General features: G+C 34.4%; 25 protein-coding genes. 22 read left to right on the top strand and 3 right to left on the bottom strand.

Annotated features, from left to right (window positions below; all coding sequences use genetic code 11):
• Positions 1–4: 4 nt before the first annotated feature.
• The 3 genes from ACSVH6_RS02320 to tatA form a co-directional block, all read right to left on the bottom strand.
• The gene (locus tag ACSVH6_RS02320; RefSeq protein ID WP_438075158.1) at positions 5–586 is read right to left on the bottom strand and encodes a hypothetical protein; all 582 of its coding nucleotides are present in this window, start codon (positions 584–586) and stop codon (positions 5–7) included.
• A 3-nt stretch (positions 587–589) separates the two neighbouring features.
• Positions 590–859: a DUF2089 family protein gene (locus tag ACSVH6_RS02315; protein WP_438075156.1), complete on the bottom strand. Its 270-nt coding sequence runs from the start codon at positions 857–859 to the stop codon at positions 590–592.
• A gap of 155 nt (positions 860–1014) precedes the next feature.
• Entirely contained in the window at positions 1015–1194 is a 180-nt protein-coding gene (gene tatA / locus ACSVH6_RS02310) for a twin-arginine translocase TatA/TatE family subunit (RefSeq protein ID WP_438075154.1), read from the bottom strand.
• Positions 1195–1361: 167 nt separating this feature from the next.
• On the opposite strand from tatA, the gene ACSVH6_RS02305 reads away from it, so the two are divergent.
• The 22 genes from ACSVH6_RS02305 to ACSVH6_RS02200 all read left to right on the top strand — a co-directional run bounded on the left by ACSVH6_RS02305 (position 1362) and on the right by ACSVH6_RS02200 (position 24146).
• Positions 1362–2231 carry a M23 family metallopeptidase gene (locus ACSVH6_RS02305; RefSeq protein WP_438075152.1) on the top strand — a complete coding sequence of 290 codons (870 nt, stop codon included), beginning with the start codon at positions 1362–1364 and terminating at the stop codon, positions 2229–2231.
• Positions 2232–2274: 43 nt separating this feature from the next.
• The gene (locus ACSVH6_RS02300; RefSeq protein ID WP_438075150.1) at positions 2275–2598 is read left to right on the top strand and encodes an SdpI family protein; all 324 of its coding nucleotides are present in this window, start codon (positions 2275–2277) and stop codon (positions 2596–2598) included.
• 2 nt (positions 2599–2600) lie between these two features.
• A complete protein-coding gene (locus ACSVH6_RS02295) occupies positions 2601–4088 on the top strand; it encodes a GH3 family domain-containing protein (RefSeq protein WP_438075148.1) in 1488 nt (495 codons plus the stop codon).
• A gap of 15 nt (positions 4089–4103) precedes the next feature.
• The gene (locus tag ACSVH6_RS02290) at positions 4104–4979 is read left to right on the top strand and encodes a carboxypeptidase-like regulatory domain-containing protein (protein WP_438075146.1); all 876 of its coding nucleotides are present in this window, start codon (positions 4104–4106) and stop codon (positions 4977–4979) included.
• A 42-nt stretch (positions 4980–5021) separates the two neighbouring features.
• A complete protein-coding gene (locus ACSVH6_RS02285) occupies positions 5022–6713 on the top strand; it encodes a DUF6909 family protein (RefSeq protein ID WP_438075144.1) in 1692 nt (563 codons plus the stop codon).
• Between the two features lie 6 nt (positions 6714–6719).
• The gene (locus tag ACSVH6_RS02280) at positions 6720–7703 is read left to right on the top strand and encodes a hypothetical protein (RefSeq protein ID WP_438075142.1); all 984 of its coding nucleotides are present in this window, start codon (positions 6720–6722) and stop codon (positions 7701–7703) included.
• A gap of 2 nt (positions 7704–7705) precedes the next feature.
• Positions 7706–8563 carry a glucose-1-phosphate thymidylyltransferase RfbA gene (gene rfbA / locus ACSVH6_RS02275; protein WP_438075140.1) on the top strand — a complete coding sequence of 286 codons (858 nt, stop codon included), beginning with the start codon at positions 7706–7708 and terminating at the stop codon, positions 8561–8563.
• Positions 8564–8566: 3 nt separating this feature from the next.
• A complete protein-coding gene (gene rfbC, locus ACSVH6_RS02270) occupies positions 8567–9118 on the top strand; it encodes a dTDP-4-dehydrorhamnose 3,5-epimerase (protein WP_438075138.1) in 552 nt (183 codons plus the stop codon).
• On the top strand, positions 9112–9954 hold the full coding sequence (gene rfbD / locus ACSVH6_RS02265; protein ID WP_438075136.1) for a dTDP-4-dehydrorhamnose reductase: 843 nt from the start codon (positions 9112–9114) through the stop codon (positions 9952–9954). The genes rfbC and rfbD overlap by 7 nt, the downstream gene beginning before the upstream one ends.
• 56 nt (positions 9955–10010) lie before the next feature.
• Positions 10011–10946 (top strand): glycosyltransferase family 2 protein, encoded by a 936-nt coding sequence (locus tag ACSVH6_RS02260; RefSeq protein WP_438075134.1) that lies wholly within the window; start codon positions 10011–10013, stop codon positions 10944–10946.
• A 2-nt stretch (positions 10947–10948) separates the two neighbouring features.
• A complete protein-coding gene (locus ACSVH6_RS02255) occupies positions 10949–11836 on the top strand; it encodes a methionyl-tRNA formyltransferase (RefSeq protein ID WP_438075131.1) in 888 nt (295 codons plus the stop codon).
• Complete coding sequence (gene rffA, locus ACSVH6_RS02250) at positions 11836–12969, top strand: dTDP-4-amino-4,6-dideoxygalactose transaminase (RefSeq protein WP_438075129.1); 1134 nt, start codon at positions 11836–11838, stop codon at positions 12967–12969. The genes ACSVH6_RS02255 and rffA overlap by 1 nt, the downstream gene beginning before the upstream one ends.
• Positions 12960–13784, top strand: coding sequence for a methyltransferase domain-containing protein (locus ACSVH6_RS02245; RefSeq protein ID WP_438075127.1), 825 nt, complete (start codon positions 12960–12962; stop codon positions 13782–13784). Before rffA ends, ACSVH6_RS02245 begins: the two co-directional genes overlap by 10 nt.
• A gap of 4 nt (positions 13785–13788) precedes the next feature.
• Positions 13789–15639, top strand: a complete 1851-nt coding sequence (locus tag ACSVH6_RS02240) for a glycosyltransferase family 39 protein (RefSeq protein ID WP_438075125.1) — start codon at positions 13789–13791, stop codon at positions 15637–15639.
• Between the two features lie 54 nt (positions 15640–15693).
• Positions 15694–16251 carry a hypothetical protein gene (locus tag ACSVH6_RS02235; RefSeq protein ID WP_438075123.1) on the top strand — a complete coding sequence of 186 codons (558 nt, stop codon included), beginning with the start codon at positions 15694–15696 and terminating at the stop codon, positions 16249–16251.
• Between the two features lie 90 nt (positions 16252–16341).
• Positions 16342–17607: an oligosaccharide flippase family protein gene (locus tag ACSVH6_RS02230; protein ID WP_438075121.1), complete on the top strand. Its 1266-nt coding sequence runs from the start codon at positions 16342–16344 to the stop codon at positions 17605–17607.
• Positions 17608–17649: 42 nt separating this feature from the next.
• On the top strand, positions 17650–18327 hold the full coding sequence (locus tag ACSVH6_RS02225) for an acyltransferase (RefSeq protein WP_438075119.1): 678 nt from the start codon (positions 17650–17652) through the stop codon (positions 18325–18327).
• Positions 18328–19551: a hypothetical protein gene (locus ACSVH6_RS02220; protein ID WP_438075117.1), complete on the top strand. Its 1224-nt coding sequence runs from the start codon at positions 18328–18330 to the stop codon at positions 19549–19551.
• Positions 19552–20727 carry a glycosyltransferase family 4 protein gene (locus tag ACSVH6_RS02215; protein ID WP_438075115.1) on the top strand — a complete coding sequence of 392 codons (1176 nt, stop codon included), beginning with the start codon at positions 19552–19554 and terminating at the stop codon, positions 20725–20727. It abuts the gene before it with no gap.
• Between the two features lie 33 nt (positions 20728–20760).
• A complete protein-coding gene (locus ACSVH6_RS02210) occupies positions 20761–21870 on the top strand; it encodes a DUF1972 domain-containing protein (RefSeq protein ID WP_438075113.1) in 1110 nt (369 codons plus the stop codon).
• On the top strand, positions 21809–23158 hold the full coding sequence (locus ACSVH6_RS02205) for an O-antigen ligase family protein (protein ID WP_438075111.1): 1350 nt from the start codon (positions 21809–21811) through the stop codon (positions 23156–23158). The genes ACSVH6_RS02210 and ACSVH6_RS02205 overlap by 62 nt, the downstream gene beginning before the upstream one ends.
• Before the next feature lie 4 nt (positions 23159–23162).
• Positions 23163–24146: a UDP-glucuronic acid decarboxylase family protein gene (locus tag ACSVH6_RS02200; RefSeq protein ID WP_438075109.1), complete on the top strand. Its 984-nt coding sequence runs from the start codon at positions 23163–23165 to the stop codon at positions 24144–24146.
• Positions 24147–24152: the final 6 nt, after the last annotated feature.

The following is a 24152-nucleotide window of genomic DNA, read 5'->3' as shown; positions in this document are numbered from 1 at the left end:
TGATTTAGTTTAGAAAGATTAAATATTTGGTAGTGATTTCAGCCAAAATAATTAGGACTGCAAAGAGGAAAATATGGATTGTTTTTTTGGAATTTGCAGCGGTTTTGAAACCGATGAACAAAATCCAAATGGCATAAATTAGCAGTAATAAAATCAACACCGAAACAAGTAATACGCCTATCATATCAACCGGGTTGAGGTTTAACTTGTCTAAGTGATTTATGTTTTTTTGCACTTCATTTTCCAAGGTTTTCATAAAAGAGAAATTGGAGAGCAAAGGCATAAAATAAAACGGAATCCGGAAGATCAATGCGGCATTCAGAATGTCGATAAAACGGGTTTTCGGGTTTATTATTTTGCCAAAAGCAAACAGCAATAATGTGATTACGCCTACGTTGATGCTGTTTTCTTTGAAAACGCTGCCCCAAGAGGCGTCAGGATTGGCATGGGCATCAATCAAACCGTCAAAAGAAAATTGGGTATAGTATGCGATGGCACAACCGGCGGCAAAAGTAAGTGCACCGGTACCGAAAAGAGTATTTTCGGAAAATTTCATGAAGGGGTTGGTCAAAACGGCAAGTTTCATGGATTATAGCGATTTAAGGTTATTGATTTTACTGATTAAATCGTCCATTTTATTTCGCATGGTAGGATAGGAGTTGCCGGCCTGCTTGGCCATTTCCTTGATGCTGCCGCTGGACAGGAAAAATTCGAGGATGAAGTCCTGTTCTTCGCGATGGAGTTTCAGGTACAGAGGCAAGTCGTAATTTCCGTTGACTTCGGTTTGGCATTGGTCGCATTTCATCTGACTTACCCTAAGGGCATTTTCGCAGCTGGGACAAACAATTGGTAGTTTCATTTTAATAAAGTTAAAATAATTTTTAACAAAATTAAAAAATAATTTATAAAATCAATGATTGTTTCAAATAAATTTAAAAGGAGGTGTTTTTGGCCATAAAAAAATCCCAAACGCTAATTAGTGTTTGGGATGAATGTTTTTTGTGTAAAAAAGGATTATTTTGTCTCTTCTTCTTTTTTAGTTTCAGCGGCTTTGTCTTCTCCTTTGGCAGCTTCTTTGAATTCTCTCACACCGGTTCCAAGCCCTTTCATTAATTCCGGGATTTTTTTACCTCCGAATAATAATAGAACAACGACTAAGATAACCAGCCATTCTGAAATTCCCATACTTCCCATAGTATATAAATTTATGCTTTCGCGAATTAGTATTAATTTGGTAACAAAGGTATAAAGAATTTGCAGATTGATTTTAATTTAACACAATATTTATAATTAAAGTTCGTTATAGCAATTGGTCAGCCAAACCGAACTTAATTTCTATATTTGTGATATAATCAATACCCATGTCGGAAAAACGACTCAAACGTAAAATATTAAAGAAAAAACTCTTCACGAAAAACCGCTTGGTTATTTTGAATGAAGACACATTTGCAGAAGTTTTTTCGTTGCGTTTAACGTTGATGAATGTCTTTGTAGTCGCCACCATCGGGGCATTGCTGATTATTTTTGTCACCACCTATATTATTGCTTTTACGCCCTTGCGCGAATTTATTCCCGGTTATGCTTCCACCAAACTGAAAAGAGATGCTACAGAGCTGGCTTTGAAATCGGATTCGTTATCCAATGCTTTAAAGAAAAATGAAGCCTATATTGCTTCGATAAAAAAGATTTTAACCGGTGATTTGGATTATGCGAAATTTAGTAAAGATTCCATAAAACCCGGTGATGCCGAAACCATTTCTGCGGAAGCACTGGAGCCCACCAAAGCCGATTTGCAGTTGCGCGAAGAAGTGGCCCGGGAAGACAAGTATAACTTGTTTGAAAAAGCAAAACCCAAAGTGAGTGTAGTGTTATTTCCGCCGGTAAAAGGCATGGTTACCGATAAATTCAATCCCAAAGAAAAGCATTATGCGGTGGATATTGCTTTGGCCAAAAACACTCCGATAAAATCGATTTTGAGCGGTACCGTTATTTTTGCCGATTGGACGCCTACTACCGGAAATGTGGTTATTATTCGACACAATAGCGGATTTATTTCGGTCTATAAACACGCTGCTTCGTTGACAGTTGCCCAAGGGGACACGGTGCGAACCGGTGAAGTTATAGCCTTGGCGGGATCTACCGGACAGGAATCCACCGGAGTGCATCTGCATTTTGAATTATGGAAAGACGGCTATCCGATTGACCCAACCATTTTTATCGAATTTGAATAACATGGAGGATTTTTTAATTTTTATAGTCGAAAAACTCTTTTTTATGCCTTTTTTAACCGGGGTTATTTTTGTGATTGCAGCAGGCATTTCACTCCGATTTCCGCCAAAGAAAATCAATCATTTGTACGGCTACAGAACAGGAAATTCCATGAAAAATCAACAGGTTTGGGATTTCTCTCAAAAATATTCTTGTATTAAAATGTTGCAGGGCGGCTTTTTCCTGGTGGCCTTTTCTTTTTTAGGAATGGTCTTGCATCCCGGTGAAAAACAGCAGGTCATCATCGGAATCGCACTTTCGGTGTTGGTTTGTGTCTATTTGTTTTGGACTACCGAAAGAGCCATTAAAAAGAATTTTCCAAACGAATAGCCATGTCCATAAAAGCCTTTGCCGCCAAAATATTCGCCAAAATTGTTCACCATCAAACCCAAAAGTGGGCTCAGGACCCTGTAGCTACACAACAAAAAGTTTTTAATGAACTTTTGACTGCAGCCGAAGACACCGCGTTTGGCAAAAATCATGACTTTGAAAACATTAAAACCTACGAGGATTTTGCCAAGCAGGTTCCTATACGAGATTATGAAGAACTAAGGCCTTATGTGGATAGGGTGGTGAGAGGCGAAGCCGATGTTCTTTGGCCGGGAAAACCACTTTACTTTGCCAAAACCTCAGGAACAACTTCCGGAGCCAAATATATCCCGCTAACCAAAGAGTCGATGCCTTTTCACATTGAGGCTGCCCGCAACGCTATATTGAGTTATGTACATGAAACCGGTAAAGCGGATTTTGTAGACGGGAAGATGATTTTCCTGCAGGGAAGTCCGGTTTTAGAAGAAAAAAACGGAATCAAATTAGGACGATTATCCGGAATAGTAGCGCATTTTGTTCCGAAATATTTGCAGAAAAACCGCATGCCGAGTTGGGAAACCAATTGCATCGAAGACTGGGAAACCAAGGTTGATGCCATAGTTGAAGAAACATTCCACGAAAAAATGAGTGTAATTTCGGGCATCCCTTCGTGGGTACAGATGTATTTTGAGAAATTACAACAAAAAGGGAATAAGCCTGTAGGTGAGCTATTCAAAGACTTCCATTTATTCATTTACGGAGGGGTGAATTATGAACCCTATCGTGCCAAATTTGAAAATCTTATCGGTCGCAAAGTAGATGCTATTGAACTGTTTCCGGCTTCAGAGGGCTTTTTTGCTTATCAGGATTCTCAAAAAGAAAAGGGAATGTTGTTGTTGTTGAATTCCGGTATTTTCTATGAGTTTGTCAAGGCAGAGGAGTTTTTCACCGCCCATCCAAAGCGTTATACGATTGGTGAAGTTGAATTGAATACCAATTATGTTTTAATCATTTCCACCAATGCAGGTCTTTGGGCTTATAATATAGGCGATACCGTTCAGTTTACGAGTTTACAGCCTTATCGGGTAATCGTTTCGGGTCGTATCAAACACTATATTTCGGCTTTTGGCGAGCATGTTATTGGTAAAGAAGTGGAAAATGCATTGCAGGAAGCAATGGAAAACACTAATGTCCGGGTGAATGAATTTACGGTAGCGCCACAAATCAATCCGGCCGAAGGATTGCCTTACCACGAATGGTTTATTGAATTTGAAAGCGAACCTGAAAACATGGTTTCCTTTGCTTTAGCCATTGACAATGCAATGCGGAAGCAAAATACGTACTATGATGATTTGATTGCAGGAAATGTATTGAGAACCGTAGTGATTACCGGTGTGACTAAAAACGGGTTTCAGGACTATATGAAATCTATTGGAAAACTGGGAGGACAAAACAAATTGCCGCGACTTTCCAATGATCGTAAAATAGCAGATTTGTTAAAAGTAAAATAGATAATGCGCGAAGGAATGACAAACATAAAAGGGGTATGGTTGATGTTGTTGGTGGGATTTTCACTATCGGCACAAATCAAAGGAATGGTAACAGATGAAAGCGGCAAACCGGTTTCTTATGTGAATATTTGGGTGCAAGGAGAAAACAACAGTACCACTTCGGAAGAAAACGGAGTTTTTACGATAAACACCTCCGGAGATAAGAATTTGATTTTTTCAGCGCTTGGATTTGAAAAACAAACCATTAAAGCTTCCGAATCCGGAAAAGTCATTTTAAAAGAAACGGCTTTTAAGTTGGATGAGGTAGTAGTGGCTCATCGGTTGGAAACCCGCGAAATTGAAATCGGGAAAGTGGAAAACGAAACCTTTCAGGCTTTTGATAACGGGCCGCGAATTGACGCCAAATTTTTTCCGTATCGTGCTAAATACAAAAAAACGCGCTATATCAAACAGGTAACCATTCATACCGACAACGCAATAGAAAACGCAACCATTAAACTCCATTTTTACAGTGTGAATGTTGATGGATCTCCGGGGGAAGATTTACTAACCAAAGATTATATCGTGAGTTTGCGAAAAGGAGTATTGAAACACAAGTTCAACGTAACCGATTTTAATTTAAGAATACCTAAAAACGGCATTTTTGTGGGGTTCGAAAAGTTGATTATTGAAAAGAATAAACAGGAAAGAACCGTCATCGATTCAAACACGAATACCACCACTGTTCAAAAGACCTATTATCCATTTGTGTTGTACAATTATGTGGAAAGGGATTTTTTGTATGTGTTTTCGGGAGGCAAATGGAATAAGCAGACTAATGTGGGTTCGCCGACAGGAACAGGTAAGATTAAAGGATATGAGCCCGCCATAAACCTAATCCTAACCAACTAAACTTAAAAAACCCTATATTTGCGGGTTAGAAAAAATATATTAATGAAAGAAATTAAGAACATTTCGCGCTCCCGGGCGCAAGAATCGTCGGCAGCTATCGAACGATTGTACATTACCATGAGACATTTATTCAACAGAGGTTTTTACAAACCGATGGGTGTTTCTGGAGAAACTTTAAGGGAAGCACTATTGTCGCTAAGACCCGAAATTTACGGAAGTATTGCAGAAGAAAAAGTTGAACTCAACGGGTTGCTTTATGTTATTGAACGACTTCCGGTGGGCATTGAAGAATGTCGTTTTATCAATTTAACTTCAGACGAAGGCTACTCTAAATCGCATTTTCAGGCGATTGTTCCACCCAAAAGAAGAAGAAACTGTTATCGTATTGATGACGAACAAATGAATGTAGAGATTACCCGTGGACGCTCGGATATTTACGATATTTTGACACACCTCACTTTTATTTTTATTGAATCACACAAAATTAAAAACAGAGTTTTGTTGGATGAAATTGAAGTAGAGGTAACCCGTGATTGGGAAAAACTGGAGCAGGCCGTTTTGCAAAACAAAAAGATGTCACTTACTGAAAAAGAAATAGCGATTTCACATGCAGCGAATGTATTGGGGAGAAGTTTTTCAGAAGTTTTAGATATCTATGACGCTTTTGGCACCAAAGAAAAGCCGGACCGATTTTTACATGTAATTTACTGGCTGGGCAAATTGGCTATAGAAGAAATCGTTAACAATAACAAAAGAACGATTACTTTCAGTCCGATTTTGAGAGAAAGACTGGGACACCATATTCACGGAGAGATTTGGGCGAACAACATTAAAGAAGTGTTGAAAGCGAACAATCTTTTAGAAAGGCCCATACACATCATCAGTGCCAACATGCACAGTGTAATGAATTCGATTTTTGCCATGAATGCGTTGAAAACCAAATTTAAAGACAAATCGGATTTCTTTATTTATGAAGAATTGAGTAAATCCGGAGCGGATCCGGTTAGAAACAAAGTCGTAGAGGTAGCCTTGAAGCAAGGAATGATTTCACTTCCGGATCAATCAGGAACTAATATTGATGTGCAAATTTTTGACACAGCCAAGATTGACTGGGCGAAGTCCGGTTTCCCGAAAGCTAAAATCGGCAAAGAAGCTCCTGTGTTGATTGTCATGGATTATGCTTTTGGCGAACAGGCATTTGAAACTATTGATGAGCTATTGAAACCTTATAAAGAAGCCAAACACAAAACGTTTTTGAATGTTGAATCAGTTTCCATTATGGGTAAAGCCGGAATTTTGGAAGGGGGCAAAGGCGACATCATGATTCCGTCTGCTCACATCAATGAAGGAACAGCGGATAACTATCCGTTTGAAAACGAGTTAACAGCAGCTATGTTTGAAGGCAATGACATTCCGGTCTACGCCGGTCCTATGATTACGGTTTTGGGAACCTCATTACAAAACAAAGATTTGTTGAAATTTTTCCATGAATCTACGTGGGGTGTTATTGGATTGGAAATGGAAGGAGCTTATTACCAAAAGGCGATTCAATCCGCCTCTAAAATCAGAAAGAGCATCCATCCCAATGTAAAAGTCCGTTATGCATATTACGCCTCGGATAATCCTTTAGAAACCGGAAGTACTTTGGCTTCGGGAGGATTAGGAACTACGGGTGTGAAACCAACGTATTTAATTACCATTAAAATATTAGAACAAATCTTTAACATTAAATAAATTTTTATGAGCGAAACATCTCAGAACAACACCGACAATCAGGAAATAGACTTGTCACAGATTTCAAAAAAAGTGGGTAATTTTTTTGAAGGAATTTCCACGAGTATCTTCAGAGGGATTTTATTTTTAAAGAGAAATATTCTCTGGATAGGAATCTTATTTTTGCTTGGTGCCGGTATAGGTTTTTATTTGGACAAGAAAACAAAATCGCTGGATCATCAATTGATTGTTTGTCCTAATTTCGGTTCAACGGATTACTTATATGCTAAAATTGAATTAATTAACTCTAAAATAGAGGATAATGACACAGTCTTTTTGAGAGATGTGGTAGGGATTAAAGACTCAAAAAAATTCAAAAAAATTCAAATCCAGCCGATTTTGGATATTTATAAATTTATTGAAGATAAAGACAAAAATTTCGAGTTGTTGAAGTTGATGGCTGAAGACGGAGATATTAAAAAAATTGTAACCGAAAATCTGACCAGTAAGAATTACCCTTTTCATCTGATTACTTTTAAAACTACTAAGGAAGTAACTGACGCTAAAACCATTCAACCGCTTTTAAATTATCTGAACAATACTGATTATTACACATTGATACAAAAGCAATTCATGAATAATATTAAAACCAAAATGGTTGAGAATGATTCTATTATTTCGCAAATCAACGGGTTTTTAAATGCTTTTTCAAGCACCACTAACGGTTCAGCCAAGAGTGATAAATTGGTGTATTATAATGAAAATTCACAACTGAATGACGTAATTAAAACTAAAAACGATTTGATTTCGGAACAAGGAACCCATCGAATTGAATTGGTAAACCTTGATAAGGTTATCAAAGATAACAGTGTTACACTTAACATAAAGAATACAGATACAATAAATGGTAAATTGAAATTTATTTTGCCTTTACTTTTTATTGTGTTGTATGCTGTAGGAGGATATTTCAAATCATATTACCGAAGACAGTTAGCCAAAATGAATAGTTGATTATGAAAGGAATCATTTTAGCCGGAGGCTCCGGAACTCGCTTACATCCTCTTACTCTTGCCGTTAGCAAACAGTTGATGCCAATTTATGACAAACCGATGATTTATTATCCTTTGTCAACGTTAATGTGGTCAGGTATTCGTGAAATATTAATTATTTCGACACCACATGATTTGCCTTTGTTCAAACAATTATTAGGCGATGGAAAATCTTTAGGCTGTCATTTTGAATATGCGGTTCAGGAACATCCAAATGGTTTAGCTGAAGCTTTCATTATAGGGAAAGAATTTATTGGTAACGACAAAGTAGCCTTAGTACTTGGAGATAATATTTTTTATGGTACCGGGTTATCTGATTTATTGTTGGCCAATAATAATCCGGATGGAGGTATCATTTATGCGTACCACGTTCATGATCCGGAAAGGTACGGAGTGGTTGATTTTGATGCGAACGGCAACGTACTTTCTATTGAAGAAAAGCCGGAACATCCAAAATCAAATTTTGCTGTTCCCGGAATTTATTTCTATGACAATGCCGTAGTGGAGATCGCTGCAAATATTAAGCCCAGTCATCGGGGTGAACTGGAAATCACGGATGTCAATAAAGAATATTTGAAGCGCGGTAAACTGAAAGTAAGTATACTTGATAGAGGTACAGCCTGGTTGGATACCGGAACATTTAACTCACTGATGCAAGCCAGTCAATTTGTACAGGTTATAGAAGAAAGACAAGGGTTAAAAATTGGAGCCATTGAAGAAGCTGCCTACAAAATGGGCTTTATTGATGCCGAGCAATTAAAAAAATTAGCCGAGCCTTTATTGAAAAGCGGTTATGGAACTCATCTATTAAGCTTGATTTAGACTATGAATTTTATTCCGACAAAACTGGAAGACTGTTTTATTATTGAACCCAAAATAATAACTGACGAACGCGGTTACTTTATGGAGAGTTTCAACGAAAATACTTTTGAAGCCGGAACAGGAAAAAGAGTTCAATTTGTTCAAGACAATCAGTCTTTTTCCTCGAAGGGAGTTTTGCGTGGATTGCACTATCAAACCGGAAAACATGCTCAAGCCAAGCTGGTGAGGGTATTAAAAGGCGAAGTGTTGGATGTAGCGGTTGATATCAGACCTGACTCCCCTACCTACGGACAATATGAATCTGTTCTTTTGTCCGGAGAGAACCAAAGACAATTTTTTGTACCCAGAGGTTTTGCCCATGGGTTTTTGGTGTTGAGTGAAACGGCTGTTTTCTTTTATAAATGTGATAATTTTTACAACAAAGAAAGTGAAGGAGGCATTATATACAATGACAAATCAATAGGAATTGATTGGAATTTTCCGAATGAAAATTTAATCATCTCGGAAAAAGACATTCAGTTACCATCTCTTGAAAAAGCAAAGAAAGTATGGTAGTTTTAGTTACAGGAAGCAAAGGACAATTGGGACAAAGTCTGCAATTTATTGCACCAAATTATCCTGAACTTGATTTCATTTTTTGCTCATCACAAGAATTAGACATTACTGATTTGGATAACTGTTTGGCAACCTTTTCCAAATACAAACCTGATTATTGTATTAACGCCGCAGCATATACAGCAGTGGACAAAGCCGAAAGTGAACCTGAAAAAGCTCACTTGATTAATGTGGTAGGTGCCCAAAATTTGGCCAAGAGCTGCAAAGAACACCACACTATTTTACTTCATATATCTACTGATTTCGTATTTGACGGAACTAAAACAACCCCCTACTTAGAAACAGATATTCCCAATCCGACAGGGATTTACGGTCAAACTAAATGGGATGGTGAAAAAGCGATACAACAAATTTTGGAAAAACATTTTATCATCAGAACTTCTTGGGTGTATTCGCAATTTGGAAACAATTTCATGAAGACCATGCTCCGATTGGCTACAGAGAGAGACACACTTTCAGTAGTAAATGATCAAATAGGAACACCAACTAATGCCGTTGACCTGGCAGAGGCCTTGGTCGCAATCATCAAGAGCAATCAAAACACTTTTGGTATCTATAATTTCAGTAACGAAGGACAGTGCAGTTGGTATGATTTTGCCAAGAAAATATTTGAATTTAACAATATAAGTATAAATTTACAACTGATTCCTACTTCAAGTTATCCCACTCCGGCTAAAAGACCGGCTTATAGTGTTTTGGATAAATCAAAAATAAAATATCAATTTGGAATAGTAATCGCTAATTGGGAGGAATCATTATTAAGAAGCTTTACATAACAAGTTTATGAATTTTCAATTTGGAGTTTAACTGTATACTTACTAAATGTTAGATTATGAATCAAAAACCAATACTATCCATAGTAAGTCCTGTTTATAAAGCTGAGTCAATTGTTGAAAATTTGGTTTCAGAAATTCAGTTGACAATGAAACAAATAGGTTTACCTTATGAAATTATTTTAGTAGATGATAGAAGTCCGGATGGGTCATGGGAAAAAATGAAAGCCTTATCCATCGGGAACAGCAATCTTCTGAGCCTGCGTCTAAGTAAAAATTTTGGCCAACATCCGGCAATAATGGCAGGATTACATCATGCAAAAGGCGAATGGATTGTTGTAATGGACTGCGATTTACAAGATCAACCCAAAGAAATAATTAAGCTTTACGAAAAAGCAAAAGAAGGATTTGATATTGTCTTAGCCAGGCGAACCAATAGAAAGGATAGTTTTTTAAAAAAGCTATCTTCTAAATTATTTTCAAAAGTATACGGCTTTTTTACCGATACAAAGTATGATAATGAAATTGCTAATTTCGGTGTATATAATAAAAAAGTAATACAATCCATTTTAACTATTCCGGATTATATTAAATTTTTCCCCCTTTTTGTAAATTTTGTCGGATTCAAGGCCACATCAATTACTGTTGAACACTCTTCCAGAAATTCAGGAAAGACAACTTATAGTTTATCCAAGCTAATAAACTTAGCCTTTAACTCGATTATTTCTTTTTCCAATAAACCATTAAAAATAATGGTGAAATTTGGCATAATCATTTCTTTGCTATCATTTATTGTGGGGGCCTATTACCTCTATGAGGCCTTTGCTAACAAGATTGAGGTAATTGGATTCACTTCCATAATAGTATCTATTTGGTTTCTATCTGGAATAATAATAACCACTATTGGTATTACAGGTATTTATGTTGGGAAGATTTTTGATCAAACAAAAAACAGGCCTGTTTTTATTATTGATGAAACTATAAATATTAATTAATCATGGTTAGGATAGGTTTATTTATTGCAGGGGAAAAAGGGATAAGTTGTTTAAATGCAGTTTCAGATTTATGTAACAATAACCCTAATTTTAAATTAAACTATGTAGTTGCTGCAAGAGATAAAAATGTGATAAATGATTATTTTGAAGAAATAAAAACAGTATGCAAACAAAATAGTTACCTCTTTTTTGAAAGAACAAATGAATTGAAAATAGAGAGTGATGCAGATATAATGTTTGCCATAGGTTGGCGATGGATAATTCACCACAATATTGAAAAATTAATTGTTTTTCACGATTCTATTCTTCCGGAACTCAGAGGCTTTAATCCATTAGTTACATCACTGATAGAAGGTTATAATGAAATAGGGGTTACTGCGATAAAAGCAGATAAAGAATTTGATAAAGGCAATATAGTTGGGATAAAAAAAACAAAAATTGCATATCCAATAAAAATAGAAAAAGCTATAGCAGTAGTAAGCAAGCTATATGCAGAGTTACTAATGGAGGTTTTGGAAAAAAAAGCTAATAATTCATTACTTGAAATAATTCAGGATGAAAGTATTGCCAGTTATAGTTTATGGCGAGATGAAGAAGATTATACTATTGATTGGAGTCAATCAGCTGAAAGAATAGTTAGGACGATAGATGCTTTAGGTTTTCCTTATAAAGGAGCCAAATTGACAATGGAAAATAAGACAATCAGAGTTTTGGAGGCCTTAGTCATTGATGATTTGAAAATAATCAATAGAGATTATGGTAAAATTTTATACATAGATTCAAATTGTCCCGTGGTGGTTTGTGGAGAACGACTATTAAAAATAACCAAAGCGATTTATGAAGAAGATGGTTTATATGTTAACTTTAACAAATTAAGAATACGATTATAATGAAAATACCTTTTAACAAACCATATCTTTCAGGAAACGAAACGAAGTATATAGAAGACGCTGTTAAGTCAGGTAAAATATCTGGTAATGGAAAATATACGCAGCAATGTCAGGCTTTTTTTGAAAAAAGGTATAATATAAAAAAAACGTTATTGACTACATCGTGTACAGATGCTCTAGAAATGGCAGCAATATTGATAAATATTCAACCTGGAGACGAGGTAATTATGCCATCATACACCTTTGTGTCAACAGCAAATGCATTTGTATTAAGGGGGGCAAAAATTATTTTTGCTGACAGTAGAGAGAATCATCCCAATATAGATGAGACTAAAATAGAATCTTTGATTACAGAAAAAACCAAAGCTATTGTCCCCGTACATTATGCTGGAATATCCTGTGAAATGGATACTATAATGGATTTGGCCAAAAAGTATAATTTGTATGTTATTGAAGATGCCGCGCAAGCGATTGACAGTTATTATACAGATAGGGAAGGGGCGAGAAAACCCTTGGGAACCATAGGTGATTTGGCAGCTTTCTCATTTCATGAAACCAAGAATATCATTTCGGGAGAAGGTGGTTTATTAGCTATTAATAATGAAAAATTTATTGTAAGAGCAGAAATAATATGGGAAAAAGGAACAAACCGTTCCTCTTTTTTTAGAGGAGAGGTCGATAAATATGGATGGGTAGACATAGGAAGTTCTTTTTTACCATCAGAAATAGTAGCCGCATTTTTATGGGCTCAATTAGAAAATCTGGAACAAATTCAAACGGTAAGAAAAACACATTGGGAAAAATATTATAATAATCTGTATGATTGGGCTCAAAGTAACGAAATTGAACTACCAAATGTCCCGACATATGCAACAAATAATGCTCATATGTTTTATTTGGTTTGTAAAGACCTTGAGCAAAGAACAACCGTTTTAGAATATCTTAAACAAAATGAAATTTTAGCAGTTTTTCATTACATTAGCTTACATGAAAGTCCTTTTTATAGGGAAAAACATTGTGGAAATACATTAACACAGTCTGATAAATTTACTGATCAATTGTTGAGATTACCACTATATTACGAAGTCGATACAGATGAAGTTATTAAGAAACTAAAACAATTATGGAAATAGGGAAATATGTAAATGGGTTGACTCAAAAAGACGGAATATATTTTTCTGAAAGAACGTCACTAATTTCATATCCCGAAAAAGGAAATGAAGATTTCTTTAAAATAGAAGATAATAGTTTTTGGTTTGAGCATAGAAATAAGTGTATCTATATGGCTTTTAAAAAATATGCTATAAATAATTTATTTTTTGATATCGGAGGTGGAAATGGCTTTGTTGCCAAATATTTAGAGGACAGACATATTGAATCAGTGCTTGTAGAACCAGGAATAAATGGTTGTATGAATGCCAAAAAAAGAGGACTCAACCATGTGATCTGTTCAACTTTGGAGGAAGCAAATTTTGAAAAAAACGTATTGCCGAATGTAGGATTGTTTGATGTTGTAGAACATATAGAAGACGACTTAGGATTTCTAAAAATGATTTATAATTATACTGAAAAAGACGGATTTGTATTTCTTACCGTTCCGGCATATAATTTTTTGTGGTCAAATGAAGATGTTGATGCAGGGCATTATAAAAGATATACCATTAAAACGATTTCTAAGTGTCTTCAGCTTGCCGGATTTAAAATTGAATATGCTTCCTATATATTCTCACCGCTGCCATTACCCATTTTTTTAACAAGGACCTTACCAAGTGTATTGGGGTTCAACAAAAAATCGGATGACTTTGAAAAACATCAAAATGAGCATAAAATTAAAAAAGGAATAACACAAAAAACTATGGGTCACTTCCTAAACAAAGAGATTTTAAAAATCAGTGAAGGGAGAAAAAGCTCCTTTGGAAGTAGTTGTTTTATTATAGCAAAAAAATAAAAATATGAAAATTATTAATTGTTTAAGAGAGAATTACATATTGATTGCAATACTACTTCTATCTGTGTTTTTAAGATTTTACCATCTGGATTTTCAAAGTATATGGTTAGATGAGATTTTTACAATGAATGAGACCAACCCCAAACTTTCTTTTAAGGAATTTGTTAGTACGATTCATTTCAGAGAAGGAATGGGGCATTTTTATTTTCTTATAGTTAGAACCCTAAATGAAATTTTTACATATTCTACATATACCGCAAGAATGTTTTCTGCCCTGATTGGAGTTTTGAGCGTATTTTACAGTTACAAATTAGGGAAAACCATTTTTAGCAAAAGTACCGGTTTGATTGCTGCGACATTATTAGCTGTTAACTGGTTTGCAATTTCTTATTCACAAGAAGCTAGACCGTATATGCTTTATATGTTTTTTGTCATTGTTTCCTATTACAGAATGATAATCTTCATAAAAAAGCCTACAATGAGAAATGCTACATTTTATGGATTTGCAGCAGCTTTAATTTTCAATTCGCATACTATAGGAATATTGAATATTTTTTCTCAGTACCTACTATTATTTTTTATCTTTTTAATCTCACCAAAAGACAAAAAAAGTATTTTTTTTAAAAACGGTGTGGTTATATTTTTTGTAACCTTTATTGGTTCTCTGCCAATGTTTCAGATGTTTATGAAAATGACTGAATTTAAATCAGGATGGATTCAAATTCCTGGGCCAGGTATTTTCACAGAAATATTTTCACTTTTTTTAGGACATACGGAGCTACTATCTTTTACTTTTTCCTTGCTTATTATTTTTTACCTTATAACAGTCTTTAATCAAAAAAACATTAAAGTTACTTATGATGAGGTTATAAACAATAAACCAATATTTAGTTGTCTAATATTGTTTTCTTGGTTTTTTTTCCCCATTTTACTTCCAATTCTAAAGACATATTTAAGCGAACCCATGATTTTACATCGTTATTTTATTGCTCTTATTCCAGCATTAACACTTATGATAGCAATTGGGATTGATTTAATTAAAAATAAGATATCCAAAATTTTAGTAATTGTTGTCATAATTTCTTTTGCATTAACAGATTTGATTTTAATAAAAGATTATTACAATAAAGTGACAAAAACAGAGTTTAGGGAAATTACTAACTTAATCATAAAAAGAAATAAAAAGAAAGATAAGATCGTTTCCACTTATGGATGGTTAATGTCCTATTTTTTCAACCAAGATGGAAACGGCAAACCAGTGGTTGAAAGCGATTTAGAATCTTATGTTATATCTATGAGAAATAATGTTGTTCCAATGGAATCGTTTTGGTATATGGATGGAAACTCGTTACCATATAAATTATCTCCAGATTCCGAACAATTTCTTAAGGATAATTTTAAATTAAAAGAGAGTTTTGCAAAATATGATACTTGGGCTCATCATTATATTTCGAAAAATCCCCCTAAAGAAAACCCATTTCCAAATCTTGAAAGTAAAAATTTTACTCCAGCAAATTTTGACTCAAATGGTAATTTAATGATGTTTGAGAATGGTATCATTAAGTCTCCGTTAGTAAATTTTGAAAAGGGCAAGTATAGTTTAACAATTAAGGCCAACAGTTTACCAAATCAAAAACTTAATGGAGAAAATGCTCATCTAATTATTAAACTAAATGGACAAAAAATTGCCAATTATTATTTGAGTGAAAAAACAGAGGAAATGGAAAGAACCTTCGATTTTGAAATCAACACTAATAAAAGAGGAAGAATATTGATTATATTTGACAATGATATCTTCGTAAATAATTTAGATAGAAACGTCGTTATTTATGGAGTCCAATTACAGAAAAAATAAAATTTGTAAAGTATGTAGTATATTCACTAATTTTGAAACAAAAAACAAAAAATAATGAGAGCAAAAATATTCTTTTCGATTATATTACTATCGATATTGGGAACTTCTTGTAAAGGCAAACAGGAAGAAACGACTACACCGACAGCAGAAAAACCAGCAAAAGCCATTAAAGAGAACTTTAGTGTTGAAATGGATTTAGCAGCCTCAAAAAAAGATGATTTTGCACTATACTATACAGAAGATAGTACCATAAACTTTACAAGTGAAATGACCGTCTGGCATGGGGTAACGGGAGATAACAAAAGAGAAACAATTGTATTTAATTTGTCTGAAGAATTATTACCAACCGACATTAGACTTGATTTTGGAATGAATAAAGAACAAGAATCCGTTACAGTTTATAACCTCAAAATTTCATATTATGGGAACGACTACTTAATTAAAGGGTCAGACTTTTTCAAATACTTTATAGATAACAAAAGCTTCAAAACAGAGATAAATGCTACAGATGGTACGTTAAAGATATTAAAAGTTGGATCAGAATACAAAACACCATTTTTTTATCCTAGACAAGAAATAGTTGATGTAATAAAAAAATTGACTTCTCAGTAAATCAAGCAAAATCTACAAAAGCTGCAAACAGAATATTTTTCTATTTGCAGCTTTTGTTTTTAGCTTAAATTTGGAAACTAACAAATCAAAATGTTTCAAAAAGCAATCACTCTTTTTAAAAATCAAAAGCAATTCAATAATCTTATTGTTTATGGTTTTGGGCAAGTGTTTAACTTAATAACACCGTTATTGGTTATTCCTTATATTGTTTCTATTTGTGGTGAAGAAGGCTATGGCAAAATAGGAGTTGGAATGGCACTGGCTTTTTTTATAATGGTTTTTATTGACTATGGTTCTGAGATTATAGGTGTAAAAGAAGTTGCCATTAATAGAAAAAACCATGAGGAATTGGAACAGATTTTTGTTACCACCTATGTAGCAAAACTATTGTTATTATTAGTAATGCTGGTTTTGGCTTCCATCATTTTCTCTTTTATCCCTTATTTCAGCAAAGAAAAAACATTGTTTTTTTTGAGTTTATCTATGGTGGTGGGGCAGTACATTAATCCGACTTGGTTTTTACAAGGTATTGAAAATTTTAAATGGATAACGATTCTCAATATATTGTCAAAAATAATTTATCTGATTGGTGTTTTCCTCTTTATCAACAAAGCACAAGATTATGTTTATAGTAATCTGATTTGGGGAGCCGGGATGATTATAGCTTATGGAATAACATGGCTCTATATTGTTTTTCATCACTCCTTTTCATTTTCGAAAGTAAAGAAAACAGAAGTAATCAAAATGGTTAGAAAGAATTTTTCCATCTTTTCTTCTCAGATTTTTGTTTCGCTCCAAATGTATTCCCCAATTGTTTTAATTAGTTTTTTTGGAGGAAACGCGATGGCTGGTCAATACAAAATCATTGACCAAATCATCGTTATTTTCAAAACGTATATTTTGCTTTTCTTCAATTTCGTTTATCCTAGGGTATGTTATTTACTGGAGAAAAGCAAAGCAGAAGCACTCCATTTCTGGAAACTTTACAATGGTTTGAATTTGTTGTTTGTCATTTTGTCTATGTTGGGCGTTATGATTTTTTCGGTTGAAATTGTATCCTATTTTAATCCAAAAGAAATAACAACGATAAGCAACCTGTTAAAAATTGCCATACTTATTCCAATATTGCAAGGGGTGACAATTCCTTTGAAACAGCTGGTTTTAGGTTCCAACAAGCAAGGCACTTATGTTAAAGTCACTATGATTATCACAATAGTCAGCTTGCTTATCATTGTGCTGATTACGCCAATTTACCATGTTTTAGGAGTTCTCATCGCATTAATTGTTACAGAAATTTTTACCTCTTTCATTTTTTTCAAGACAATTAAAAAAGACTTATTTTTTAGCACAAGTTAAAAACTATCGTATTTTTGAAGCTTCTTGTAAAATTGTGCCTTAATGATTAGAGGAATATTCCAAAAAATGCTGGCAAGTTCCGGGAAAAGTTATCAAATAGATGAACGAATCCCAGCAAAACTCATGTATAGTGTTCTTTTCAGCAGATTAGTCATGTTGATGAGAGGTTATTTGAAAACCGGAAGGAAAATTTTTGTGGGGAGCAATACTCGAATTCTAAATTCAAAAAATATTATTTTCGGAAAGAGTGTTACCATAGGAAGCCATTGCGTTATTGACGGATTTGCTTCCGAAAAAATCATTTTGGGCGATTGTGTCAAAATAGGCTGTTATTCCAAATTACTGTCTACCAGTCATTTTTCAAAGTTTGGTAAAGGGTTAAAAATGGGAAATAATTCGGCCATTGGCGATTTTACCCATTTCGGTGCTCCGGGAGGAATTGAAATTGGCAATGATGTTATCATGGGTTCGTATATTTCATTTCATTCGGAAAATCATAATTTCAATGACCTCACAAAACTAATCAGAGAACAAGGAACTTCATCCAAAGGCATAAAACTAGGCAATAACATATGGGTAGGCGCCAAAGTTACATTTTTAGATGGTTGCGAGGTGGGAGACAATTCGGTAGTAGCTGCTGGTGCAGTGGTAAACGGTGTTTATCCGAATAATTCTATAATTGGTGGTGTGCCGGCTAAAGTCATCAAAAAAATTGAATAAATGAAAATCACTATTCCTCATAATTTTCGTTATCAATTATTGTTTTTGCTGAGTATAGCAGCTCCGTATCTTGACAATTTTGAACTCACTATTTCTGTGTGGTCTTTTGCCTTTTTGGTGAGTATTTGCAGAAGTTATTCGTTGTCTTTGATTAGATTAATAGCTCCCTTTCTAGCTGTTTTAACAATTGCGATTTTTGTCAGTTTTTATTACAGTGATTACCAAAGGTATTTTATAATCAGAGATATTGTGTATCTCTGTAAGCCTATAGTAGGTTTTTTATTGGGGTATCAATTGTGCAAGCGAAATTATGAAAATGCCTTCAGATTGATAGTAAATGCCGGGGTTTTTATAGCGATCTGTCATATTATTATCCTATTCTTTGCTATTGTAATTTTCAAAGCAACTACAGTTGCTGACATCAGATTTCATGCCGGATATTTCAGTGATTATGAAATTTATGTCTTTGTAATCATACTTTTTCACAAAAAATTCCGGCTTAATTATTCACCGAAAAAATTCCTTATACTGGCAGTGATTGTTGGTTTCTCTGCCTTGATGTATTTAGCGCGGACCAACTTTATTCAGTTCTTGATATTATTCCTGGCCCTTAAAGGATACTTTGTTTTGAATAGAAAATCGGTAACCATATTTTTGACTATAATTGCCACTTCTGTAATAGGATATTTTATTGTATTATCATTGAATCCGAGACGTGATGCTGAGGGATTTGAAGGGTTTTTGTATAAGATAAAAGTAGCTCCTTTAGAACCTTTTAAGACAAAAATCAATCGGGAGGACTATAAAGATTTTAATGATAATTATCGTTCTTATGAGAACATCATGACCATAAGACAAGTGACCCGAGACGGATGGATACCAACTGTTTTCGGAAAAGGAATCGGTTCTCAAATTGATTTGAAACAGGAAGTATGGCTGGGTGATATGAAGCTTCGTTTTATTTCCATTTTACACAACGGTTTTATGATTGTGTTTTTAAAATCAGGATTATTAGGGATATTCATTTTTCTGTCGACTATCTTTTATTTTTTTATTCGTGTAAGGACTGATAATGAAAAAACACACTATATCAACTTACTTTTTATAGGAACCGGGTTTTTTATGATTATTTCAAACTGGGTCTTTTTGGGCTTTTACAATCTAACAGAGACCAAAGCAATACTGATAGGCTTTTTAATTGCCTACAGAGAAAAATTTAAATAAATGAAAAGCAATATCCTCTTTTTACACCAATCGGCAGAACTTTATGGCTCCGATAAAACTATTTTAATGTTCATCTCCAATTTGGATAAGTCCAAATACGAACCCATAGTGATTCTCCCTTTTGAAGGTCCATTAAAGGATGAATTGGAAAAAAATAATATTAAAGTCATCATCTCTCCGGTACTTAAGCTCTATCGAAAAATGATGACTCCCAAAGGAATAATAAAGTTTTTCAAAGAATACCAACTAGGATTAAAACACTTGGAAGAGCTACACAAACAGTATGATTTTAAGCTTGTTTATTCGCATACATTAGCAGTTTTGATAGGCATACTTTTTGCCAAAAAGAAGAAAATAAAACATCTTTGGCATGTACAGGAAATACTGGCCAAACCGATTATCATTAATAAATTATTCAAATGGATTCTGTCTTGGAACTCTAACCATAAAGTAATCTACGATTCAGAAGAAACGATGAATTTTTGGATTAAAGGAAACGAAAAGTTATCTGCAAAATCCGACTTTATATGGAATGGGTTGGATGTCAACCAAAAACCGGTTTACACTCAAAATGAGATCCAAGAAGTCAGAGAAAAGTTCTTCAAGGTCAACAGAGAGCAAGTAGTCATTGCACTTGTGGGAAGAATTAACAGTTGGAAAGGGCAGCAACTACTTTTGAAAGCATTTCATCTCATTGCCGATAAATTGCCACAAACCAAATTAGTCTTTATAGGTTCAGCCCCTCCCAATCAGGATTTTTTCGAAACAGAATTAAAAGATAAAATCAGTGAATTTCAGTTAAATCAACGTGTTGAAATCATTCCTTTTCAAGAAGGAATCTGGAAGTTTTGGGATGCTATAGACATCGCTGTAGTACCTTCTACTGAACCAGAGCCTTTCGGGATGGTAGCGATTGAAGCCATGTTAGCCAAAAAACCTGTTGTGGCTGCTAATCACGGTGGTCTTACTGAAATTGTACTGCCACAAGAAACCGGGTATTTATTCGAACCGGGAAATCCGGAAAAACTCGCTGAAGCTCTTACGACTCTTGTGGGAGATGAAAATAAAAGAATTTTATTTGGAGAAAAAGGACATGAACGTGTACATTTACACTTTTCATTGGAAAAACATGTCAGCCAATTTGAATCAATTTTTGAAATCCTTATTAATAGATAAAAGGACGCTACAACCACAAGAACTTCAAAATTAATGAAAATAGCCCTATTAGGAACCCGAGGTGTGCCCAATTATTACGGAGGCTTTGAACAGTTTGCTGAATTTTTTTCGGTCTATCTTGTAGAAAAAGGACACGAAGTATATTGCTACAATTCACACAATCATCCTTTTCAGGAAAAGACTTTTCACGGGGTAAATATCATTCATCAGCATGATCCCGAATACAAACTAGGCACTTTTGGTCAGTTCATTTATGACTATAACTGTATAATGGATTCTCGTAAAAGGGATTTTGATATTATCCTCCAATTGGGTTATACCAGTAATTCTATTTGGTATTTTCTTTTGCCTAAAAAATCCATTATTATTACTAATATGGACGGATTGGAATGGAAGCGTACGAAATATTCTAAGCCCGTACAGCAGTTTTTGAAATTTGCCGAGAGGCTGGCTGCCAACAGTAGTGATTTTTTGGTTTCGGATTCGCTAGGGATACAAAAATTTTTAAAAACAAAATACAAAAAGGAATCAACCTATATCGCCTACGGAGCTTATCCGTTTAACAATCCTAATGAAGCTGTTTTAAAAGAATACCAAGTAGAAAAAGAGCAATACAACATGATAATGGCTCGTTTTGAGCCTGAAAACAACTTGGATATGGTACTTGAAGGTGTGGCTATGAATGAAGACAAAACACCTATTTTAGTCATTGGAAAGCACATGACAAAATATGGAGAATATTTAAAAAATAAATTCAAATCTCACTCTAATATTCGTTTTATAGGAGGCCTTTATAATTTAGAACATTTAAATAACCTGAGGTATTATTCTAATCTATACTTTCACGGACATTCCGTGGGAGGAACAAACCCGTCATTGCTTGAAGCTATGGCTTCAAAAGCTTTAGTTGTTGCTCATAACAACGACTTTAATAAAGGTATTTTAAAAGAGAATAGCTATTATTTTTCCAATCCGCTGGAGGTGAAAAATATTCTCAATACAATCAAAAAAAATGATAACTTGCAATTGGTTCAAAACAATTTTGACGCCATTGTTAATGAATTTAATTGGGAGAAAATAAATGGGGAATATTTACAACTCTTTGAAGCATGTTTTTCAAAATCTGATAAAAGAAAACACTGATAATCGCTCTTTTATTCCTGCACTTCTTGTATTGGCTTCCGTTCCGCTTAGTTATGCGGTTAACAATATTGCTTTGGCACTATTTGTTTTAGTGTCAATTTTTACGTTAAAAAAGAGTGCTGTTTCTTTTCAAAATCATTTAGTGTTGCCCATACTGTTGTTTGGGTTAATGACTGCTTCCTATTTTTGGTCTATTGACCCGCCGAGTACTTCTTCGGCTATTTTAAAAGAGATTTCATTATTGTTGATTCCTTTCTGTTTCTTTCTCTTCAAAGATTTTTCTAAAAAGCAAAAGCAAAAAATAATTCAATACTACAGCTACTCCATGGTGTTATTGGTGATTTATTATTCACTGAGAGCCATAGTCCGATTTTTTATTTTACACGACAGCAGAGTGTTTTTCTATCATGGTGAAAATGAAGACGACTACGGTTTGGTACCCAAGTTGTTGAACGCTATTCACGTTTCTGTGTTTGTAGCGATAGCTTTTTTCTATTTTTTGACCAAGGAAATCAAAACCAAATGGGATAGCATTTTGGCAAGCCTTTTGTTTCTTTTCATATTGTTATTATCTTCTAAAAACATGATATTGACAGTATTGCTTTTATTGTTTGTCTATATTTTCTTTTTCTCGAAAATGGCGCATAAAATGCGGCTGAAAAATTTAATTGTTTTTGGTCTTTTGGTGGTGATTCTTTTCTCTACAGGGAAAATAAAGCAAAGATTTCAAGCTGAATTTAGAGATAATACCGCTAAAAGTATAAGTGCAAATGTTATTGATGGCGTGCCGCAGGGCGTGCATTATGTTAGTATTAGGGAGGCTTGGACTAATCCGTTATTTACTCCTAATGATTATTTTCCGGGAACTGCATTCAGGGTTTATCAATTCAGAATTTTTACTGAGATAATTCAGGAAAACAATGCTTTTTTTACCGGTTTCGGACTCAATGCTTCGCTGCCCAAAATAAAGGAAAAAGCAATTCAATACCATCTTTTTATGGGCAATGAAAATGCAGAAGGATACCAAACCAAAAATTTTCACAATCAATACGTACAAAACTTTGCCGAATTGGGCATTTTAGGGTTTTTAATATTATTGATTATGCTGTTTATTAACGTTAAAAATGCATACAAAACAAAAGATTTTGTCCATTTTGCTTTTGCAATTCTAATGATAAGTTTATTTTTGACCGAATCTTTTTTATGGAGGCAAAGGGGGGTAGTATTTTTTACCATGCTGTATTGCCTTTTTAATTCTGGAATAGTGAACCATTCCAAAGCAAAATAAAAATATGAAAAGAATATTAATTACTGGTGCAGCCGGTTTTTTAGGCTCGCATCTTTGTGATCGTTTTATTGCAGAAGGGTATTTTGTTATCGGGATGGATAACTTAATTACTGGGGATTTAAAAAATATCGAGCACCTTTTCAAAGATAAAAATTTTGAATTCTATCACCATGATGTGACTAAGTTTGTTCATGTTCCTGGACAGTTAGATTATATCCTTCATTTTGCTTCTCCGGCCAGTCCGATAGATTATTTAAAAATTCCGATTCAAACGTTAAAAGTGGGTTCTTTAGGGACTCATAATTTGTTAGGTTTGGCCCGGGTAAAAAAAGCGAGAATTTTGATAGCCTCCACTTCTGAAGTTTATGGTGACCCTTTGGTTCACCCACAAACAGAGGATTATTATGGCAATGTGAATACGATTGGACCAAGAGGTGTATACGATGAAGCCAAACGTTTTCAGGAATCCATTACTATGGCATACCATACTTTTCACGGAGTAGAAACCAGAATCGTTAGAATCTTTAATACTTATGGTCCGAGAATGCGTCTGAATGATGGTCGCGTTATTCCTGCTTTTATTGGACAAGCTTTGCGAGGGGAGGATTTAACTATTTTTGGTGATGGTAGTCAAACACGGTCTTTTTGTTATGTTACAGATCAGGTAGAAGGTATTTTCAGATTGTTGCATTCAGATTATGTGTACCCGGTAAATATTGGAAATCCGGATGAAATTACCATAAAGGATTTTGCAGATGAAATTATAAAATTGACAGGGACGAGTCAAAAAGTAGTGTATCATCCTTTGCCAATTAATGATCCGTTACAACGACAACCTGATACGACTAAGGCCAAAGAAATTTTAGGCTGGTCTGCTAAAGTTTCCAGAGAAGAAGGAATGAAGTTGACTTATGATTATTTCAAGTCATTAACCTCTGAAGAACTTTTAAAGGAAGAGCACAAAGATTTTAAAGGGTATATTCACTAGAATTGT

The sequence above is a fragment of the Flavobacterium sp. XGLA_31 genome (assembly GCF_051547105.1).
In the GTDB taxonomy this organism is placed as follows: Bacteria; Bacteroidota; Bacteroidia; order Flavobacteriales; family Flavobacteriaceae; genus Flavobacterium.
Note: the sequence above shows the minus strand (reverse complement) of the source record. Positions and strands in the feature narration are given on the sequence as shown.

Excerpts from the sequence above, each read along its gene's own strand:
- rfbC (WP_438075138.1), top strand. The coding sequence starts at position 8,567 with ATGAATTTTATTCCGACAAAACTGGAAGACTGTTTTATTATTGAACCC.
- ACSVH6_RS02320 (WP_438075158.1), bottom strand. The coding sequence starts at position 586 with ATGAAACTTGCCGTTTTGACCAACCCCTTCATGAAATTTTCCGAAAAT.
- ACSVH6_RS02205 (WP_438075111.1), top strand. The coding sequence starts at position 21,809 with ATGGGGAATATTTACAACTCTTTGAAGCATGTTTTTCAAAATCTGATA.
- rfbA (WP_438075140.1), top strand. The coding sequence starts at position 7,706 with ATGAAAGGAATCATTTTAGCCGGAGGCTCCGGAACTCGCTTACATCCT.
- ACSVH6_RS02260 (WP_438075134.1), top strand. The coding sequence starts at position 10,011 with ATGAATCAAAAACCAATACTATCCATAGTAAGTCCTGTTTATAAAGCT.
- ACSVH6_RS02235 (WP_438075123.1), top strand. The coding sequence starts at position 15,694 with ATGAGAGCAAAAATATTCTTTTCGATTATATTACTATCGATATTGGGA.
- ACSVH6_RS02210 (WP_438075113.1), top strand. The coding sequence starts at position 20,761 with ATGAAAATAGCCCTATTAGGAACCCGAGGTGTGCCCAATTATTACGGA.
- ACSVH6_RS02220 (WP_438075117.1), top strand. The coding sequence starts at position 18,328 with ATGAAAATCACTATTCCTCATAATTTTCGTTATCAATTATTGTTTTTG.
- ACSVH6_RS02225 (WP_438075119.1), top strand. The coding sequence starts at position 17,650 with ATGATTAGAGGAATATTCCAAAAAATGCTGGCAAGTTCCGGGAAAAGT.
- ACSVH6_RS02315 (WP_438075156.1), bottom strand. The coding sequence starts at position 859 with ATGAAACTACCAATTGTTTGTCCCAGCTGCGAAAATGCCCTTAGGGTA.
- ACSVH6_RS02240 (WP_438075125.1), top strand. The coding sequence starts at position 13,789 with ATGAAAATTATTAATTGTTTAAGAGAGAATTACATATTGATTGCAATA.
- ACSVH6_RS02230 (WP_438075121.1), top strand. The coding sequence starts at position 16,342 with ATGTTTCAAAAAGCAATCACTCTTTTTAAAAATCAAAAGCAATTCAAT.
- ACSVH6_RS02290 (WP_438075146.1), top strand. The coding sequence starts at position 4,104 with ATGACAAACATAAAAGGGGTATGGTTGATGTTGTTGGTGGGATTTTCA.
- ACSVH6_RS02300 (WP_438075150.1), top strand. The coding sequence starts at position 2,275 with ATGCCTTTTTTAACCGGGGTTATTTTTGTGATTGCAGCAGGCATTTCA.
- rffA (WP_438075129.1), top strand. The coding sequence starts at position 11,836 with ATGAAAATACCTTTTAACAAACCATATCTTTCAGGAAACGAAACGAAG.
- tatA (WP_438075154.1), bottom strand. The coding sequence starts at position 1,194 with ATGGGAAGTATGGGAATTTCAGAATGGCTGGTTATCTTAGTCGTTGTT.
- ACSVH6_RS02280 (WP_438075142.1), top strand. The coding sequence starts at position 6,720 with ATGAGCGAAACATCTCAGAACAACACCGACAATCAGGAAATAGACTTG.
- ACSVH6_RS02295 (WP_438075148.1), top strand. The coding sequence starts at position 2,601 with ATGTCCATAAAAGCCTTTGCCGCCAAAATATTCGCCAAAATTGTTCAC.
- ACSVH6_RS02255 (WP_438075131.1), top strand. The coding sequence starts at position 10,949 with ATGGTTAGGATAGGTTTATTTATTGCAGGGGAAAAAGGGATAAGTTGT.
- ACSVH6_RS02305 (WP_438075152.1), top strand. The coding sequence starts at position 1,362 with ATGTCGGAAAAACGACTCAAACGTAAAATATTAAAGAAAAAACTCTTC.
- ACSVH6_RS02245 (WP_438075127.1), top strand. The coding sequence starts at position 12,960 with ATGGAAATAGGGAAATATGTAAATGGGTTGACTCAAAAAGACGGAATA.
- ACSVH6_RS02200 (WP_438075109.1), top strand. The coding sequence starts at position 23,163 with ATGAAAAGAATATTAATTACTGGTGCAGCCGGTTTTTTAGGCTCGCAT.
- ACSVH6_RS02215 (WP_438075115.1), top strand. The coding sequence starts at position 19,552 with ATGAAAAGCAATATCCTCTTTTTACACCAATCGGCAGAACTTTATGGC.
- ACSVH6_RS02285 (WP_438075144.1), top strand. The coding sequence starts at position 5,022 with ATGAAAGAAATTAAGAACATTTCGCGCTCCCGGGCGCAAGAATCGTCG.
- rfbD (WP_438075136.1), top strand. The coding sequence starts at position 9,112 with ATGGTAGTTTTAGTTACAGGAAGCAAAGGACAATTGGGACAAAGTCTG.